The sequence below is a fragment of the Cupriavidus sp. 96C5-1 genome (genome assembly GCF_057798855.1).
This window is the reverse complement of sequence record NZ_JBYOJU010000017.1, coordinates 24,991-38,823: the sequence shown is the minus strand read 5'-3', so window position 1 is coordinate 38,823 and position 13,833 is coordinate 24,991. Positions and strand designations below refer to the sequence as shown.

Genomic DNA, 13,833 nt, shown 5'->3' with positions numbered 1-13,833 from the left:
ATCAGGCAATCGTCATCTGTCCCACTTTCCTTTCCCGCGTTCCCGTACGTCCTGCAGTAGCCGGCCGCGCCGCAGCGGCTGGCGCGATGGCGAACGTCTGGTGAGCGCGCCGCCGGAGACGGTCGCGTGACACCCACAGCCCGGCGCCGGGCCCTGGGACGCTGCGCCGCCGCGCGGCTTGCATGGCTTTTCCTGATCCTGTTTTCCCTGCCGGCTGTCAGGGCCTGGGCCGCCGATACGGACCCGTTGCTGCTGCAGGCGCCCGACGCGGCATGGCTGCGCGATCCCGGTGGGCGCATGACGGTGGAGCAGGCGGCGGCGCGCGCCGCCAGCTTCCAGCCGCTGCAGCGTGGACTGAGCGCAGGCTTTACGCGCGACGCCTACTGGTTCCGCGTGGTGCTGCCGGCCGCCGCGCAAGGTGGCGAACGCTGGCTGGAGGTGCCGCCCGGCGTGCTGGACGACGTGCGCCTCTACGAGCCCCGGGCGGATGGCAGCTGGTCCGAGCGGCGCAGCGGCAATGCGGTGCCTTTCGATCTGCGCGAAGCGCCCTATCGCGCGGCGAGCTTCCGCCTTGCGCAGGCGCGCCAGGGCGAGGTCCTGTATCTGCGCGTCCAGAGCGCCAGGACCATGGCGGTGATGCTCTACCTTTGGCACGGCCCGGCCCTGCAGGCGGCCAACGAGAGGGAGAACGTCGGCTATGGCCTCTACCTGGGCTTCATGCTGACGGTGGTGCTGTTCAATCTCGCGGGCTGGCTGGCGACCCGGCGCAGTCTCTATGGCTTGTTCGCGTTGTTCGTGCTGGCCGCGACCACGCGCTGGTTTGCTGCCGACGGGCTGGCCGGCCAGTTCCTGTTCCCGCACGACACGGCGACGACATTGCTGTTTACCAACGTGCTGCTGGGCGTCCATTTCTTCTGCGTCAGCCTGTTCCAGTCCCGGCTGCTGCAGTTCCGGGAGTATTTCCCGTTCCTGTATCGCTACGCCCAGTTCATCATGCTGATGGGCGTGCTGGTCGTCGTCGCGTCTTTCACCGGCCACTTCGGCGCCTTTGCAACGGTGCTCTATGCCGCTGGGCTGCTGGGACACGCCTTGTCGATACCCGCCTACCTGCGCCAGTGGCGAAGCGGCAGTTTCTCCGGCCGGCTGACCGCGGCCGCCTTTATCGTCTCCGGCCGGCTGACCGCGGCCGGCTTCATCCTTTACTGCCTCAGCATCCTGCCGAGCATCCTGGGCACGCTCGGACTGATCCGGCTCGATCCCGCCGCCCTGCAGGCCGCCCACCTCGTCGACCTGCCGCTGGTGCTGATCCTGCACCTGAGCATCGTGCTGCAGGTGCGCGATGCCGAACGCACCAGCGGCGAGGCCCAACGGCAGGCCAGCGACGCCCTGGCGTCTTCCCTGCGCGAGCGGGCCGCGCGCGAGGAGCAAAGCCGGCTGCTGGCCATGATGACGCACGAGGTGCGCACGCCCGTGGCCGTGATCGATGCCGCCAATTACAGTTTGCGTCTGCTGGATGAGTCCGGCGCCGATCGCGGCCAGCGGGGCAGCCGCTACGAGAGTATCCAGCTCGCCGTGCGGCGCCTGAAGTCGCTGATGGAGCTGGCCGAGGCCCGCGAGCGGCTGATGCCTGACGGGCACCGGATCGAGGCGGCGCCACTGGACCTGGCCGATCTCAGCCGCGAGGTGCTGGCCACGGTCGAGCCGCAGGTCGCCGAGCGCGTCGTGCTCGAGGTCGATGCCCCGCTGCCCCGGCACGAGGGCGAAGCCCGCCTGCTGTATTTCGTCCTGCTCAACCTGCTCGACAACGCGGTCAAGTACGCGAAGCCGGCGACGCCGATCCGGATAGGGATCGCACCGGGCCCCAACGAGGGCCGGCGCGGCGTGGTCTGGCGCATCAGCGACAGCGGCCCGGGTGTGCCCGAAGGCAAGGAAGAGGCGATCTTCGAACGGTTTCTCCGTCTCGACGGCGCGGCGGACCAGCCAGGGCTGGGGCTGGGATTGCCGCTGGCGCGCAAGATCGTCGAGCAGCATGCCGGCCGCCTGTGGTGCGATACCCGCAGGCGTGACGGCGCCAGCTTCGTGGTCTGGCTGCCGGAGGCATCATGACGATCTCGCCTGGGGCGTCCCGGCTCCCGATCGCACTGGTCGAAGACAACGAGCGGCTGCGCACGGAACTGGCCTTCCACCTGACCTATGCGGGCTATGCGGTGACCGGGCTGGCCGACGGTGCCGCGCTCGACGCCCACCTGGCCGGCCAGCCATGCCGGCTGGTGATCCTCGATCTGGGCCTGCCTGGCGAGGATGGGCTTTCCATTTGCGAGCGGCTGCGCCAGTCCCGGCCCGAGCTGGGCATCGTCATGCTCACGGCGCGCGGCATGGCGCCCGACCGCCTGGCCGGGCTGCGCCGCGGCGCCGATGCCTATCTTGTCAAGCCGGCGCCGGCGGAGGAACTGCTGGCGGTCATCGCCAACCTGCTGCGGCGGCTGGGTCCCGCTCCTGCCGCCGCGGGCGTCGCGCTTCCGTCCCTGGCGCCGGCCGCGTGCTGGCGCCTCGATGCGCGGCGTCTCACGGCGACGACGCCGGAGGGCAAGGCGCTGATGCTCACCCGCATCGAGAGCCAGTTGCTGCAGGCGCTGCTGCGCAGCGCCCCGGATCCGGCCGGGCGGCGGCAACTGGTCGAGGCACTGGGCGGCAGCTATTTCGATTTCGACGAACACCGGCTGGAAGTCGCCATCAGCCGGCTGCGCGGCAAGCTGGCGCAAGCCTGGCCGCACGGCCAGGCCATTCGCACCGTGCGCGGCGTTGGCTACATGCTGCTGCAGCGCTGGCAGGAACAGGCCGTCGCTTAGGCATCGCCAGCGGCGCGGCCGCTTGTGAGCATCTGTGAGCTTTGCCGCCGCGGAACTTTGTATCCTCACGCCCGGGCGGGTGCTGTCCCGCCGGGATACAACGAAGCGAAGCGTGAGGTGCAGATGAGACAGGGCGAACTATTGGGAAGAGTGGTCGCTGGGGCGGTGTTGCGCATTTCCCGTGACCCATGGGGCAAGCTTCTGCCAGGCGTGAACCTGGTCGACCAGGCATCGCAGTGCGAGATTGCGTTCGTCCATGGCTGGCAGATCCGCAAGATGCTGGATTCGGGCCTGCTGGAGTACGACGGGGATACGCTGGAGGATTCCAGCCTGCTGCGCCCGACGGTCGCCGGGCTCGCTACCGGCAATGCCTGGCATCGCGCCAGGACGCGCAGCGAGACGGGAGGGCATGCGCGGGTTCACGCATCCGGCCTGAACCCGCCCTGGCCTGGCACTGGCTCGTCACGCCGGGCCGGCGGCGTCCTCGCCGGCCTGGTGCCGCTGCAGGAAGGCGGCTTCCGCCGGGGATAGCGGCACGTCGAGAATGCGCTCCGGGATCTCCCGCACGATCAGCGGCGGCGGCGTCTTGCCGCGGTCGCCGCTGGCCGGGCAGGCGCTCATGCCGGCAAAGAATCCGCCGCCCCCGCAAACGCGAGCGGAGACCGGCAACGCAGATCAGGCGCCGTCAGCAGTCCGGAGGACGCCACGGTGCCCGTCAGGCCAGCATGCGCGCGGCATGGATGCGCGGCAGCCTGGCCCGCCACGGCAGCGCCTCCTCGAGCGCCGCGGCGACCTGGAGCAGCGTTGCCTCGTCGCACATCGGCGCGGCGAATTGCACGCCCAGCGGCAGTTCGCCGGACCGGCCAAGCGGCAGCGAGATGGCCGGCGTGCCGGTGACGTTGAACAGCGGCGTGAAGGGGCAGTAGTCGAATACCTTGTCGCACCAGCCACGCGCATCGAGCGAAGGGTCATCCTGGTCGAGCAGGCCGAGCGGAGCGGTAGGCACGCGCGTGACGGGAGTCACCAGCAGGTCGTAGCGGGTAAAGAAGCGGCCGACCGCGCGCGCGACTGTATTCATGTCGGCCAGGGCCAGTTCGAGGTCGAGCGCCTTCAGCGCCAGCCCGTGCTCGATGCAGGCGCGCGTGCAGGCCTCCACGCCGCTGCCGTCATAGGGCCGGCCTATCCATTGGCCGGCCCCCAGCGCGCTGGCCGCCAGAAAGGAAGTCCAGGCCGTCATATTGGCGCGGGCGAAGGACTCGGCGCAGTACTCCGGGCTGGCGAACTCGACCTGGTGCCCCATCGCCTCCAGCGCCTGCGCCGCGGTCTGCACCGCGGCAATGCAGTCCGCATGGGTTTCACCGGCGCCGGGGAAGCGGGTCGAGACGGCCACGCGCAGGCGCCGTGGCGGCGTTGCCGTGACGCTGGCATAGCGCTGGGCGGGGCGTTCGATATGGAATACCGCGCCGGTGTCCGGCCCTTCGACGGCGTCGAGGATGGCCGCGCAGTCGCGCACGCTGCGGGTCAATACGAACTCGGCGCCCAGGCCGAGCAGCGGCATGCCGTGGTCCGGCCCGGCCGGCGTGCGTCCGCGCGATGGCTTGAGTCCGACCAGCCCGCAGGCGGCGGCCGGGATGCGGATGGAGCCGCCACCGTCGTTGGCGTGCGCCACCGGCACGATGCCGGCCGCCACCGCTGCCGCCGCGCCGCCACTGGAGCCGCCGGGACTGTGCTGCGGCTGCCACGGGTTGCGGGTCGGGCCGTGCAGCCGGCATTCGGTGCTGGCATTGAAGCCGAACTCCGGCGTGGTGGTGCGGCCGAAGGTGGCAAAGCCGGCGCGCCGGAACCGTGCCATCAGTTCCGTATCGGCCTGCGGCACGATGCGCCCGGCCGTCATCCGCGAGCCGTTGTCGCAAGGCACGCCGCGCGCATGGAGCACCAGGTCCTTGAGCAGGAACGGCACCCCGGCGAACGGGCCGTCGGGCGCATAGTCCAGCGGCGCGGCAAAGGTATCGATCAGCGCGTTCAGCTGCGGGTTGATGCTGGCCGCGGCGGCGCGCGCAGCCGCCATTGCCTCGTCGGGGGATAGGCGCCGCGCGCGGATCTCCTGCGCGAGTCCGGTGGCGTCGTAGCTCGCATATTCGGCGATGTTCATCTGGTGTCGTCTCCTGTCCGGGCGGATTCACGATCGGCTCCGCGGCGCCAGCCGTGGCTGGCGGTACAGGCATTTGAACAGCGGGGTGGCGCGGTGGAAACCGTTCAATTGCAGGACCCCCCGGGGTCCCGGCCGCGGCCACGTACCGGCTAGCCGCGCAGCCGCCCGGCCAGCGCGCCTTTGTCGCCGACCCCCAGCTTGGCGTAGGCCTGCCGGAGATGGTGGCGCACGGTGGTCGGGGCGATGCCGAGTTGCCGGGCCACGACCTTGTGGCTCAAGCCCTTGCCGAACAGCCGGGCCACGGCCAGCTCGCGCGGCGTGAGCAGGCCGGCGGCTCCGCGCGGGCACGCGCGCACCAGCACCAGGTCGCCCACCCGTTCCGCCGTCAGCCGCAGGCATGCGCCGGTGAATCCCGCGCCGCGCGCGTGCAGCAGAGGCTGGCGCGCTTCGCCCGGCAGCGTGAGCCCGTCCCATGCCCGCCATTGCAGCGCCATCCGCTCGCAGAAGGATTCGTCGGCATACTGCAGGAAGCCGTCGGCGTCGAATAGCGCGGTCGCCGTGCCGTCGCTGTCGCTGTCGCTGTCGTTGCCGCTGTCCCGCATTTCGCGCATCCGGCACAGCCGGTTCTGCTCCAGCGCCGCGGCCAGGTGGGCGATCACGCATTCCACCATCCTGAGGTCGCGTTCGGCATAGGGCTGCCGCCTTGGCTTGCGATATAGCGAGAGGTGGGTGGTGCGACGCGCCGGCGCGGCAAGGTGCGCCCCGCACAGGACATGGGCGATGCCTTGCCGCCGGCACAGCGCGCGAAGCGGCAGGCCCAGCGCCTCGCGCTGCACGGATAGCGCGACCGTCCCGCCGGGCCTGCCGGCGACCAGGCCGACCAGCGGGTCTTGTCCCTTTACCTGCTCCCAGTCGGTGACAAAGCCGGGGACCGCGTTATCGGTATGGCTGCTGTGCAACTGCGGTCCCAGCGGCGTGAGCGTGGAGTGCCCGAGCCAGGCGCTGTCGAATTCCATATGCTCGTGCAGCAGTGTGAAGACGCGCTGCTCGAACGCGCCGATGCGCTCCGTCGCGGCAAGCCGGTAGAGCGACAGCAGCAGTCCGCTGACGCTGGCCGCCAGATGGACCTCGCTGGCCTGCGCCGCGGTGTCGCGCGTGGTGTGCGGATGCATTGTCGTCTCCTGTCCTGCCGCAGGACGTGGCGATCGTGCGTGGGCAGGGTGGCAGGCCCTGTCCCGGGCCTTGGCGTTGTCTTTGTCCAAGGCTTCAGGATACCAGTCCATACGCAGCGCCGGCGGCCCCGGCGCGATCTGCGCCAGGGCCTTAGAATCGTGCTCAAGCCAAACAGGAGACGAAACGTGCTGTGGAAATCGCCCCCCTCCCTGGAGACGCTCCAGGCTCGTCACAAGGACACCGCCGTCGAACAGCTGGGCATTGTGTTCACGGAAATCGGCGACACCTCGCTCAGCGCCCGCATGCCGGTGGACCGCCGCACCGTGCAGCCGCACGGCATCCTGCATGGCGGGGCCTCGGTGCTGCTGGCGGAGACCCTGGGGAGTTGCGCCGCCAGCCTGTGCCTGGATAGCGAGGCGCAATACTGCGTGGGACTCGACATCAACGCCAACCATGTGCGCGCCGCGCGGACCGGCTTCGTGACCGGCACGGCCACGCCGATCCACATCGGCCGCACCACGCACGTGTGGGCCATCGAGATTCGCGATGACGAGGGCAAGATGGTGTGCGTCTCGCGAATCACCATGTCGATCCTGTCGCGCTGAGCAAGCGATCGCGTGCCGTGCAGGATTTTTCATTTCCGGCTACACTGCGCCCCGCACTGTAGCGCGGACGCCGATCGAGGCGTCCCGTCAGCGGCGGGGTGGCAGAGTGGTTATGCGACGGCCTGCAAAGCCGTACACGGCGGTTCGATTCCGTTCCCCCCGCCTCCATAAGGCCCTGATTCTTCGGGGCTTTTCTTTGTTCTGGCGCTGCCATGAATGGCCGGAGGGACGATTGCCGGTGGTATCGGGCCGGCTGCCGCCCGCGGTGCGTCGTCAGTGCTCGTCCGGGATGATGATTTCCACCACCTTCCGGTCCTTGACGATACATCTCACGCTGCGCAGGCCAGCGGCCGGGTCGGCCGACCTGTAAATCCAAATCCACACCGTGTCGGCCCCTGGGGTGGTGACCGCGTCGGGCGCGCCCATGATCTGCTGCAGTTCGGCGTCGCTCATGCCCGGTTTCACGGCGCGCGCCTGGTTGAAATCAAAAGAAGCGCCGGCGCAAGCCGCGAGCACGGAGCTGGTAGCGAGTAGGGCGGCGCGGAGCATATGTGTCATGTCCGGAAGGGTTGCGCGGTATCGGGTGGGCACGATACACGAACTTCAGATTTGCCGTGCGCCAGCGCGAACCATAAAACGCATCGCTTGTCATATCTCCGCGTTCGGCCAGCCAGGCCGGGCAGGCCTCGTCAGTACCGTTTCCGGTCTCACCCGTTCCGGTCTCACCCATTTGAGTTATTCGGTGGAACAAGCGTCTTTTTTGCCGTTTTCCCGGCTGGAACAAGTCGCCCGAATCAGGTACTGTCAGGCTACCGCAGTCCATCCATGACAACCTCCGCCATCGTGCGTGGCGGGGAGATATTAGCAATGACAAGAGATCTGCGTGTCCGCGCCGCACAACCGGCCGATTGGCCGGCCATCGCGGAAGTCCTCGAACTCTGTGGCCTCGCCGGCGACGACCTCGATGCGTCGCTGGCGATGTTCCATATTGCCCTGCTCGACGGCAAGACCGTCGGTTGCGCAGGGGCCGAATCCTATGGCGAAACCATCGTGGTGCGCTCGGTGGCGGTGCTGCCGCCCTATCGCGATCGCGGCATCGCCTCCCATCTGGTTTCGGCCTTGCTGATGCGCGCCAGGGCCAACGGCTGCCGGCGCGCGGTGCTGCTTTCGGCCGATTGCCCGAACTACTTCGCCCGCTATGGTTTCTCGCTGATCTCGGCCGAGCGCTTGCCGGAGGAGGTTCGCGCCTCGCGCGAGTTCCGCCGCAACGAAGGCGCGCTGCCGCTCTGCATGTGTTGCGAGCTGCGTTAGCGCAGTGCCTGGCGGCATCCGGCCGGCGCCTGCCGCCACGCATCGCCCGCCTTGCCGTTCCTCAGTCCGCTCCGCCTTCGCGTTCCTGGTACAGCCGCGTGGCCAGTCCGGCGATCTCCTCGCCCATCGCCAGCCGCTCGCGCCAGTGCGCCGGGATCGAATCCACGCCGTAGTACGCACCCGCGATCTGGCCGCAGATGGCGGTGGTGGTGTCGGCATCGTCGCCCAGGTTGGCCGCGCGCAGCACGGCCGTCGCGAAATCCTCGCTTTGCCAGAAACACCACAGCGCGGCTTCCAGCGACGCCACCGCATAGCCGCTGCCACGGACGGCGGACTCGTCCTTGCCGCGCCATTCGCCTGCGGCAATGGCGCCGACCTTGGGCTCGCCTGGCTGGTAGCCGCTGCGGAACAGCACGGTTTCCTTGTCGGCGCCGGCCAGCGCCGCACGCAGTTGCGCGCCGAACAGCCGCGTGCAATCGACCGCCTCGGGGGCGCCGTGGGTGGTGCGCGCGCTCTCGCCGCAAAAATGGATCACGCGTGCCGGGTCCCGCCAGTAGTACATCGGCACCGGCGCCAGCCGCATCAGCGAGCCGTTGCCGGCCGAGGACGGATCGGTCGAGCCGCTGAAGGGGTCGCCACTGCCACGGTAGGCCGCCAGTGCGCGGGCCACCGTGCTGCCGATATCGAAGCATTCTCCGGTGCTGCTGAGGTAGCCCAGTTCCGCCCAGTTGCAGTAGCGGTTCATCTGGTCGACGGCATGGAAGCCCTGGCGATGGAGCAGGCTGTGCGCCAGGCATAGCGCCATCGAGCAGTCGTCGGTCCAGGCGCCGGCGGGCAGGTCGAAAGGCCCGCCGCCGACCATGTCGGTCAGCGGCGCGAAGCTGCCGCGCGGGCTGAACTCCACGGTGGTGCCGAGCGCATCCCCGCTGGCCAGGCCGAGCAGGCAGCCAAGGTAGCGGTCGAGCTGGCCGGGTGTTGTCATGGTGCGACTCCTGTGCCCTCGGCGAGGGCCTACATGGTCTTGTTGAACAGCGCCAGCCGCGCCTGCGGCTTGAGCCGGTACAGCTGGGCGGGCCGGTGCTTGCCCTGGCGCACCGCGTCGGGCACCGCTTCCAGGAAGTCGAGCTCGCCCAGCCTGCGGCGGAACACGCTCTTGTCCAGGCTGCTGCCCAGCACCAGCTCATAGGTCTGCTGCAGCTCGCGCAGGGTGAAGGCGGGAGGCAGCAGATGGCAGGGCAGCGCCGAGTAGCCCGATTTGTCGCGCAGGCGCTGCGCGGCCTGCGCGGCGATGCGGTTGTGGTCGAACGGCAGGTCGGGCAAGGCGTCCACCGGGGCGAGTTCGAAGTGGTGGCGCGGGCCGGGCCGCAGCAGGCTTTCGTGCACCAGGGCGTAATAGGCGACGCTGACCGACCAGCCGCGCGGGTCGCGCACGCCGCCGCTGAAGGTGAACAATTGTTCCAGGTAAGGGGAAACCAGCCCGGTCTTCTGGCGCAGCACGCGGCCGGCCGCTGCCAGCGCGTCGCGATCCTCCCCGGGGTGGATATAGCCGCCCGGCAGGGCCGGCTGGCCGGCGTAGGGCTCGTTGTCACGCCGCAGCAGCACGGTCTTGAGCGCGCCTTCGCTCAGGGTCAGCAGCACCACGTCGACCGTGACGATGATCTGGGATTCCATCCTGTGACTCAGCTTTTCATTGTCTCTTTGTTAGGTGCAATTTAGCACTAAGACTCGGCTTCCTGGCAAGAAGATTGTGAGGGTCGACTCGATATCGGCAGAAACTCGCATTTTTCTTGCCGAGGAAAAGTGGCTGCGTGGCCGTATCGCTGGCCGCCGATCTTCTGCACATTAAAATACTTAGTTGCAAAATAGAAATAAGTCTGCCAATATTCGGTCAACCACCCACTCAGACCGTGAGCAGCCATCATGACCGGCCGACCCATCGTGCAACTCCTGATCATCGATCCGCAGAATGATTTCTGCGACCTGCCCGGCGCAGCGTTGCCGGTGCCCGGCGCCAATGCCGACCTGACGCGCCTGGCCGCCCTGCTGGCACGCCGGGGCGATGCCATCGACGCGGTGGACGTCACGCTCGATTCCCACAGCGCCTTCGATATCGCGCATCCCACCTGGTGGCGCGATGCCGACGGCGCGGCGCCGGCACCGTTCACCCCGATCAGCGTGGCCGAGGTGGAGACGGGCCGCTGGCTGGCGCGGGATCCGGCGCGGCAGGCGCAAAGCCTGGCTTATGTGCGCGCGCTGGCCGAACGTGGCCGCTACCAGTTGCTGGTCTGGCCCGAGCACTGCCTGGTGGGCAGCTGGGGCCATGGCGTGCAGCAGGCGCTGGCCGGCGCGCTGGCGAACTGGAGCCGCGGCCGGCTGAGGCCGGTCGGCTATGTGGCCAAGGGCACCAATGCCGGCACCGAGCACTACTCAGCGATCCAGGCCGAGGTGCCGGACGCGGCCGATGCGGCCACCTTGCCCGACCCCCGCTGGATCGCGCGCCTGGCAGCGGCCGACACCATCCTGGTGGGCGGCGAGGCGCTCTCGCACTGCGTGGCCAGCACGGTGCGCGACCTGGCCGACCGGCTCGGCGCGGATGGCGTCGGCAAGCTGGTGCTGCTGACCGACTGCGCCAGCCCGGTGCCGGGCTTCGAAGCACAGGGGCAAGCCTTTATCGACGACATGCGCTCGCGCGGCATGCGCACCGCCACCAGCACCGGCTGGCTGGCCTGAGCGCGCAATCCGCCAATCCCACGATTTCCGCCAGAGGACACCATGACCGCCACCCCGCGCAAGCTCCCGTCCCGCTTCTCGCCCGTGATCGCGTCGCTGCTCGACACCGATCTCTACAAGTTCACGATGATGCAGGAGATCCTGCACCACCAGCCCGAGACCCAGGCCGAGTACGCCTTCAAGTGCCGCAACCAGCCTGAGCGGCCGCTGGCCGCGTTGCGCGCCGAGATCGAGGCGCAGCTCGACGCGCTGTGCGCGCTGCGCTTCACCGAGGCGGAGCTGGCTTATCTCGGCAGCCTGCGTTTTATCAAATCCGATTTCGTCGACTTCCTGCGTCTGTTCCAGTTGCAGCGGCGCTTTATCTCCGTGACGGTGCCGGCCGGTGCGCCCGACGCGCTGGAGATCCGCGTCAAGGGCCCGATGCTGCATGTGATGCTGTTCGAGATCTATGTGCTGGCCATCGTCAACGAGGTCTACTTCCGCCAGTTTCCGCAGGCTGCCGCGCTGGCGGAGGGCCGCGCGCGGCTGGGCGCCAAGCTGGCCTTGCTCAAGGACCTGGAGGCGCAGCCGGCGCAGCGCTTTCCCTTTGTCTTCTTCGACTTCGGCACGCGCCGCCGCTTCTCGCGGGACTGGCATGAAGAGGTGGTGGCCACGCTGGCGCGCGAGGCGGGCGGGCTGATGCGCGGCACCAGCAACGTGCTGCTGGCCATGCGCCACGGCCTGACGCCGATCGGCACCATGGCGCATGAATACCTGCAGGCCTTCCAGTGCTTCGGCTCGCGCCTGCGCGATTTCCAGAAGAATGCGCTGGAACACTGGGTGCGCGAGTATCGCGGCGACCTCGGCATCGCGCTGACCGACGTGGTCGGCATGGATGCCTTCCTGCGTGACTTCGACCTCTACTTCTGCAAGCTGTTCGACGGCCTGCGGCACGACTCGGGCGATCCCTTCGCCTGGGGCGAGAAGGCCATCGCGCACTACCAGGCGATGAAGATCGATCCCGCCACCAAGCAGCTGGTGTTCAGCGACGGGCTGGACCTGGAGCGCGCTTTCGCGCTGTACCGCCACTTCGCCGGACGCACGCGGGTGGGTTTCGGCATCGGCACCAACCTGTCCAACGACTGCGGACCCGAGCCGCTGCAGATCGTGATGAAGCTGGTGTCCTGCAACGGACAGCCCGTGGCCAAGGTGAGCGACAGTCCGGGCAAGGGCATGTGCGAGGACGTCCATTTCCTCAACTACCTGTCCGATGTGTTCGAGATCAAGGGAGGCTGAGCGCGCTGGCGCGCCGGCTCCGATGGAGGCAATCGAAATGACCTTGCGTATCGCAATGGCGCAGCTCGACTACAAGCTGTGCGACTTCTCCGCCAACCTGGCGCGCATCCGCGCCGCCGTGGCGCAGGCCGAGGCCGCCGGGGCTCACCTGGTGGTGTTTTCCGAACTGTGCCTGTCCGGCTATTACCCGCAGGACATGGTCGAGGAACCGGACTTCCTGGCGCGCCAGCAGCGCGCGCTCGATGCGGTGCTGGCGCTGTCCGGGCAGACCAGCGCAGCGCTGGTGATCGGTGCGGTGACGCGCAATGCGGGCGTGGGCAAGCCGCTGCACAACAGCCTGCTGGTGATCCAGGGCGGCGCGGTGACGCTGACCTATCACAAGCAGCTGCTGCCCACCTACAACATCTTCGACGACCTGCGCCATTTCGAGCCCGGCCCGGCCAATCCCGCGCTGCTCGCCATCGGTGGCGTGCGGGTTGGCTTCCTGGTGTGCGAGGACGCGTGGAACGACCGCGGCACGGACTACGCGCTCGACCCGGTGGGCGCGCTGGCCGCTGCTGGCGCGCAGCTGCTGGTGTGCATCAATGCCAGCCCTTCGAACGTCGGCAAGCTGGACCAGCGCCATGCGCTGTTCGAGCGCATCGGCGCGCGCTGGAAGCTGCCCCTGGTCTACGTCAACCAGGTGGGCGCCAACGACCAGATCGTGTTCGACGGCGCGTCCTTCGCGCTCGATCCGCGCCATGGCGTCGTGCGCCAGTTGCCTTGCTTCGAGGAAGCGGTGGCCACGGTGGACTTCGACGGCGGTTTCGCGGACGCCGGCGGGCCGCTGCGCGAGCGGGTCGGCATCGAGCTCCCGGACAGCGAGTTCTACTACCGGCAGGTGGTGCTCGGCCTGCGGGACTACGCCGCCAAGATCGGCTTCGGCAAGGTGGTGATCGGCAGCTCGGGCGGCATCGACAGCGCGCTCACGCTGGCGCTGGCCGCCGATGCGCTGGGGCCGGACAACGTGGTCGCCATCACCATGCCCTCGCAGTACTCCAGCGCGGGCAGCGTGACGGACTCCGCCGCGCTGTGCCGCAACCTCGGCGTGACGCTGCTCGAGCATCCCATCGCCGGACTGGTGGCGGCATACCGCGGCGGCTTCGATACGGCCTTCGCCGCGGACCCCTCGCGGCTGACCGTGGAGAACCTGCAGGCGCGCATCCGCGGCACCATCCTGATGGCCTACTCGAACCACTTCGGCCACCTGTTGCTGACCACCGGCAACAAGTCCGAGATCTCGGTGGGCTACTGCACGCTGTACGGCGACACCAACGGCGGCCTCAACATCATCGGCGACCTCTACAAGACCGAGGTGTTCGCGCTGGCGCGCCACTACAACGCGCGGCACGGCCGCGAGCTGATCCCGCAGGCGATCATCGACAAGGCGCCCTCCGCCGAGTTGTCCGAGGGCCAGCGCGACAGCGATTCGCTGCCGCCCTACCCGGTGCTCGACGAGATCCTCAAGTTCCATATCGAGGGCGAGCGGCTGCGCCCGGCGGAGTACGACACGGCGCGCGCCTTCGTGCGGCAGTTGCAGGAGGACGGGCAACAGGTGCTGGTCGCGCGCGTGCTGGACCTGGTGGCGCGGTCCGAGTTCAAGCGCCGCCAGGCACCGCCCATCATCCGGTTGCGCAACCGCGCTTTTGGCAACGGACGGCAGATGCCGATCGCGGCGCGCTACCGCGATTGATGCGCG

Annotated in this window: 13 protein-coding genes and 1 tRNA gene; 9 read left to right on the top strand and 5 right to left on the bottom strand. The window is 68.8% G+C overall.

Annotated features, from left to right (window positions below; genetic code table 11):
• Positions 1-126: 126 nt before the first annotated feature.
• The 3 genes from AC3FOF_RS19360 (at position 127) to AC3FOF_RS19350 (ending at position 3,380) form a co-directional block, all read left to right on the top strand.
• Positions 127-2,106, top strand: coding sequence for a sensor histidine kinase (locus tag AC3FOF_RS19360; RefSeq protein WP_488727509.1), 1,980 nt, complete (start codon positions 127-129; stop codon positions 2,104-2,106).
• Positions 2,103-2,849, top strand: a complete 747-nt coding sequence (locus tag AC3FOF_RS19355) for a response regulator transcription factor (RefSeq protein ID WP_276268990.1) — start codon at positions 2,103-2,105, stop codon at positions 2,847-2,849. The genes AC3FOF_RS19360 and AC3FOF_RS19355 overlap by 4 nt, the downstream gene beginning before the upstream one ends.
• A gap of 168 nt (positions 2,850-3,017) precedes the next feature.
• The gene (locus AC3FOF_RS19350) at positions 3,018-3,380 is read left to right on the top strand and encodes a hypothetical protein (RefSeq protein WP_488727508.1); all 363 of its coding nucleotides are present in this window, start codon (positions 3,018-3,020) and stop codon (positions 3,378-3,380) included.
• Between the two features lie 184 nt (positions 3,381-3,564).
• Here AC3FOF_RS19350 and AC3FOF_RS19345 read toward each other — a convergent pair whose 3' ends face one another.
• Both AC3FOF_RS19345 and AC3FOF_RS19340 read right to left on the bottom strand, forming a co-directional pair.
• On the bottom strand, positions 3,565-5,001 hold the full coding sequence (locus AC3FOF_RS19345) for an amidase (RefSeq protein WP_276268988.1): 1,437 nt from the start codon (positions 4,999-5,001) through the stop codon (positions 3,565-3,567).
• A 149-nt stretch (positions 5,002-5,150) separates the two neighbouring features.
• Positions 5,151-6,173, bottom strand: a complete 1,023-nt coding sequence (locus AC3FOF_RS19340; protein WP_488727507.1) for a helix-turn-helix transcriptional regulator — start codon at positions 6,171-6,173, stop codon at positions 5,151-5,153.
• Positions 6,174-6,359: 186 nt separating this feature from the next.
• On the opposite strand from AC3FOF_RS19340, the gene AC3FOF_RS19335 reads away from it, so the two are divergent.
• Both AC3FOF_RS19335 and AC3FOF_RS19330 read left to right on the top strand, forming a co-directional pair.
• Complete coding sequence (locus AC3FOF_RS19335; RefSeq protein ID WP_276268986.1) at positions 6,360-6,779, top strand: hotdog fold thioesterase; 420 nt, start codon at positions 6,360-6,362, stop codon at positions 6,777-6,779.
• A gap of 92 nt (positions 6,780-6,871) precedes the next feature.
• Positions 6,872-6,947 (top strand) — tRNA-Cys (locus AC3FOF_RS19330).
• 105 nt (positions 6,948-7,052) lie between these two features.
• Here the strand turns inward: AC3FOF_RS19330 and AC3FOF_RS19325 are convergent.
• On the bottom strand, positions 7,053-7,328 hold the full coding sequence (locus AC3FOF_RS19325) for a hypothetical protein (protein ID WP_017225201.1): 276 nt from the start codon (positions 7,326-7,328) through the stop codon (positions 7,053-7,055).
• A gap of 318 nt (positions 7,329-7,646) precedes the next feature.
• On the opposite strand from AC3FOF_RS19325, the gene AC3FOF_RS19320 reads away from it, so the two are divergent.
• Positions 7,647-8,090 carry a GNAT family N-acetyltransferase gene (locus AC3FOF_RS19320; RefSeq protein ID WP_017225202.1) on the top strand — a complete coding sequence of 148 codons (444 nt, stop codon included), beginning with the start codon at positions 7,647-7,649 and terminating at the stop codon, positions 8,088-8,090.
• 61 nt (positions 8,091-8,151) lie between these two features.
• Here the strand turns inward: AC3FOF_RS19320 and AC3FOF_RS19315 are convergent, their stop codons facing one another.
• On the bottom strand, positions 8,152-9,072 hold the full coding sequence (locus AC3FOF_RS19315) for an ADP-ribosylglycohydrolase family protein (RefSeq protein WP_488727506.1): 921 nt from the start codon (positions 9,070-9,072) through the stop codon (positions 8,152-8,154).
• Between the two features lie 29 nt (positions 9,073-9,101).
• Positions 9,102-9,761, bottom strand: a complete 660-nt coding sequence (locus AC3FOF_RS19310; RefSeq protein ID WP_017225204.1) for an NUDIX hydrolase — start codon at positions 9,759-9,761, stop codon at positions 9,102-9,104.
• 249 nt (positions 9,762-10,010) lie between these two features.
• Between AC3FOF_RS19310 and AC3FOF_RS19305 the strand changes: the two genes are divergently transcribed.
• The 3 genes from AC3FOF_RS19305 to AC3FOF_RS19295 are packed head-to-tail and all read left to right on the top strand — an operon-like array spanning position 10,011 to position 13,827.
• A complete protein-coding gene (locus tag AC3FOF_RS19305) occupies positions 10,011-10,820 on the top strand; it encodes a cysteine hydrolase family protein (protein WP_488727505.1) in 810 nt (269 codons plus the stop codon).
• Between the two features lie 42 nt (positions 10,821-10,862).
• On the top strand, positions 10,863-12,095 hold the full coding sequence (gene pncB, locus AC3FOF_RS19300; RefSeq protein WP_276268981.1) for a nicotinate phosphoribosyltransferase: 1,233 nt from the start codon (positions 10,863-10,865) through the stop codon (positions 12,093-12,095).
• A gap of 37 nt (positions 12,096-12,132) precedes the next feature.
• A complete protein-coding gene (locus AC3FOF_RS19295) occupies positions 12,133-13,827 on the top strand; it encodes an NAD+ synthase (RefSeq protein WP_488727504.1) in 1,695 nt (564 codons plus the stop codon).
• Positions 13,828-13,833 lie beyond the last annotated feature (6 nt).

Coding starts and splice junctions, on each gene's coding strand:
- AC3FOF_RS19310 (WP_017225204.1), bottom strand. CDS start 9,761: ATGGAATCCCAGATCATCGTCACGGTCGACGTGGTGCTGCTGACCCTG.
- AC3FOF_RS19345 (WP_276268988.1), bottom strand. CDS start 5,001: ATGAACATCGCCGAATATGCGAGCTACGACGCCACCGGACTCGCGCAG.
- AC3FOF_RS19355 (WP_276268990.1), top strand. CDS start 2,103: ATGACGATCTCGCCTGGGGCGTCCCGGCTCCCGATCGCACTGGTCGAA.
- AC3FOF_RS19305 (WP_488727505.1), top strand. CDS start 10,011: ATGACCGGCCGACCCATCGTGCAACTCCTGATCATCGATCCGCAGAAT.
- AC3FOF_RS19340 (WP_488727507.1), bottom strand. CDS start 6,173: ATGCATCCGCACACCACGCGCGACACCGCGGCGCAGGCCAGCGAGGTC.
- pncB (WP_276268981.1), top strand. CDS start 10,863: ATGACCGCCACCCCGCGCAAGCTCCCGTCCCGCTTCTCGCCCGTGATC.
- AC3FOF_RS19295 (WP_488727504.1), top strand. CDS start 12,133: ATGACCTTGCGTATCGCAATGGCGCAGCTCGACTACAAGCTGTGCGAC.
- AC3FOF_RS19315 (WP_488727506.1), bottom strand. CDS start 9,072: ATGACAACACCCGGCCAGCTCGACCGCTACCTTGGCTGCCTGCTCGGC.
- AC3FOF_RS19325 (WP_017225201.1), bottom strand. CDS start 7,328: ATGCTCCGCGCCGCCCTACTCGCTACCAGCTCCGTGCTCGCGGCTTGC.
- AC3FOF_RS19320 (WP_017225202.1), top strand. CDS start 7,647: ATGACAAGAGATCTGCGTGTCCGCGCCGCACAACCGGCCGATTGGCCG.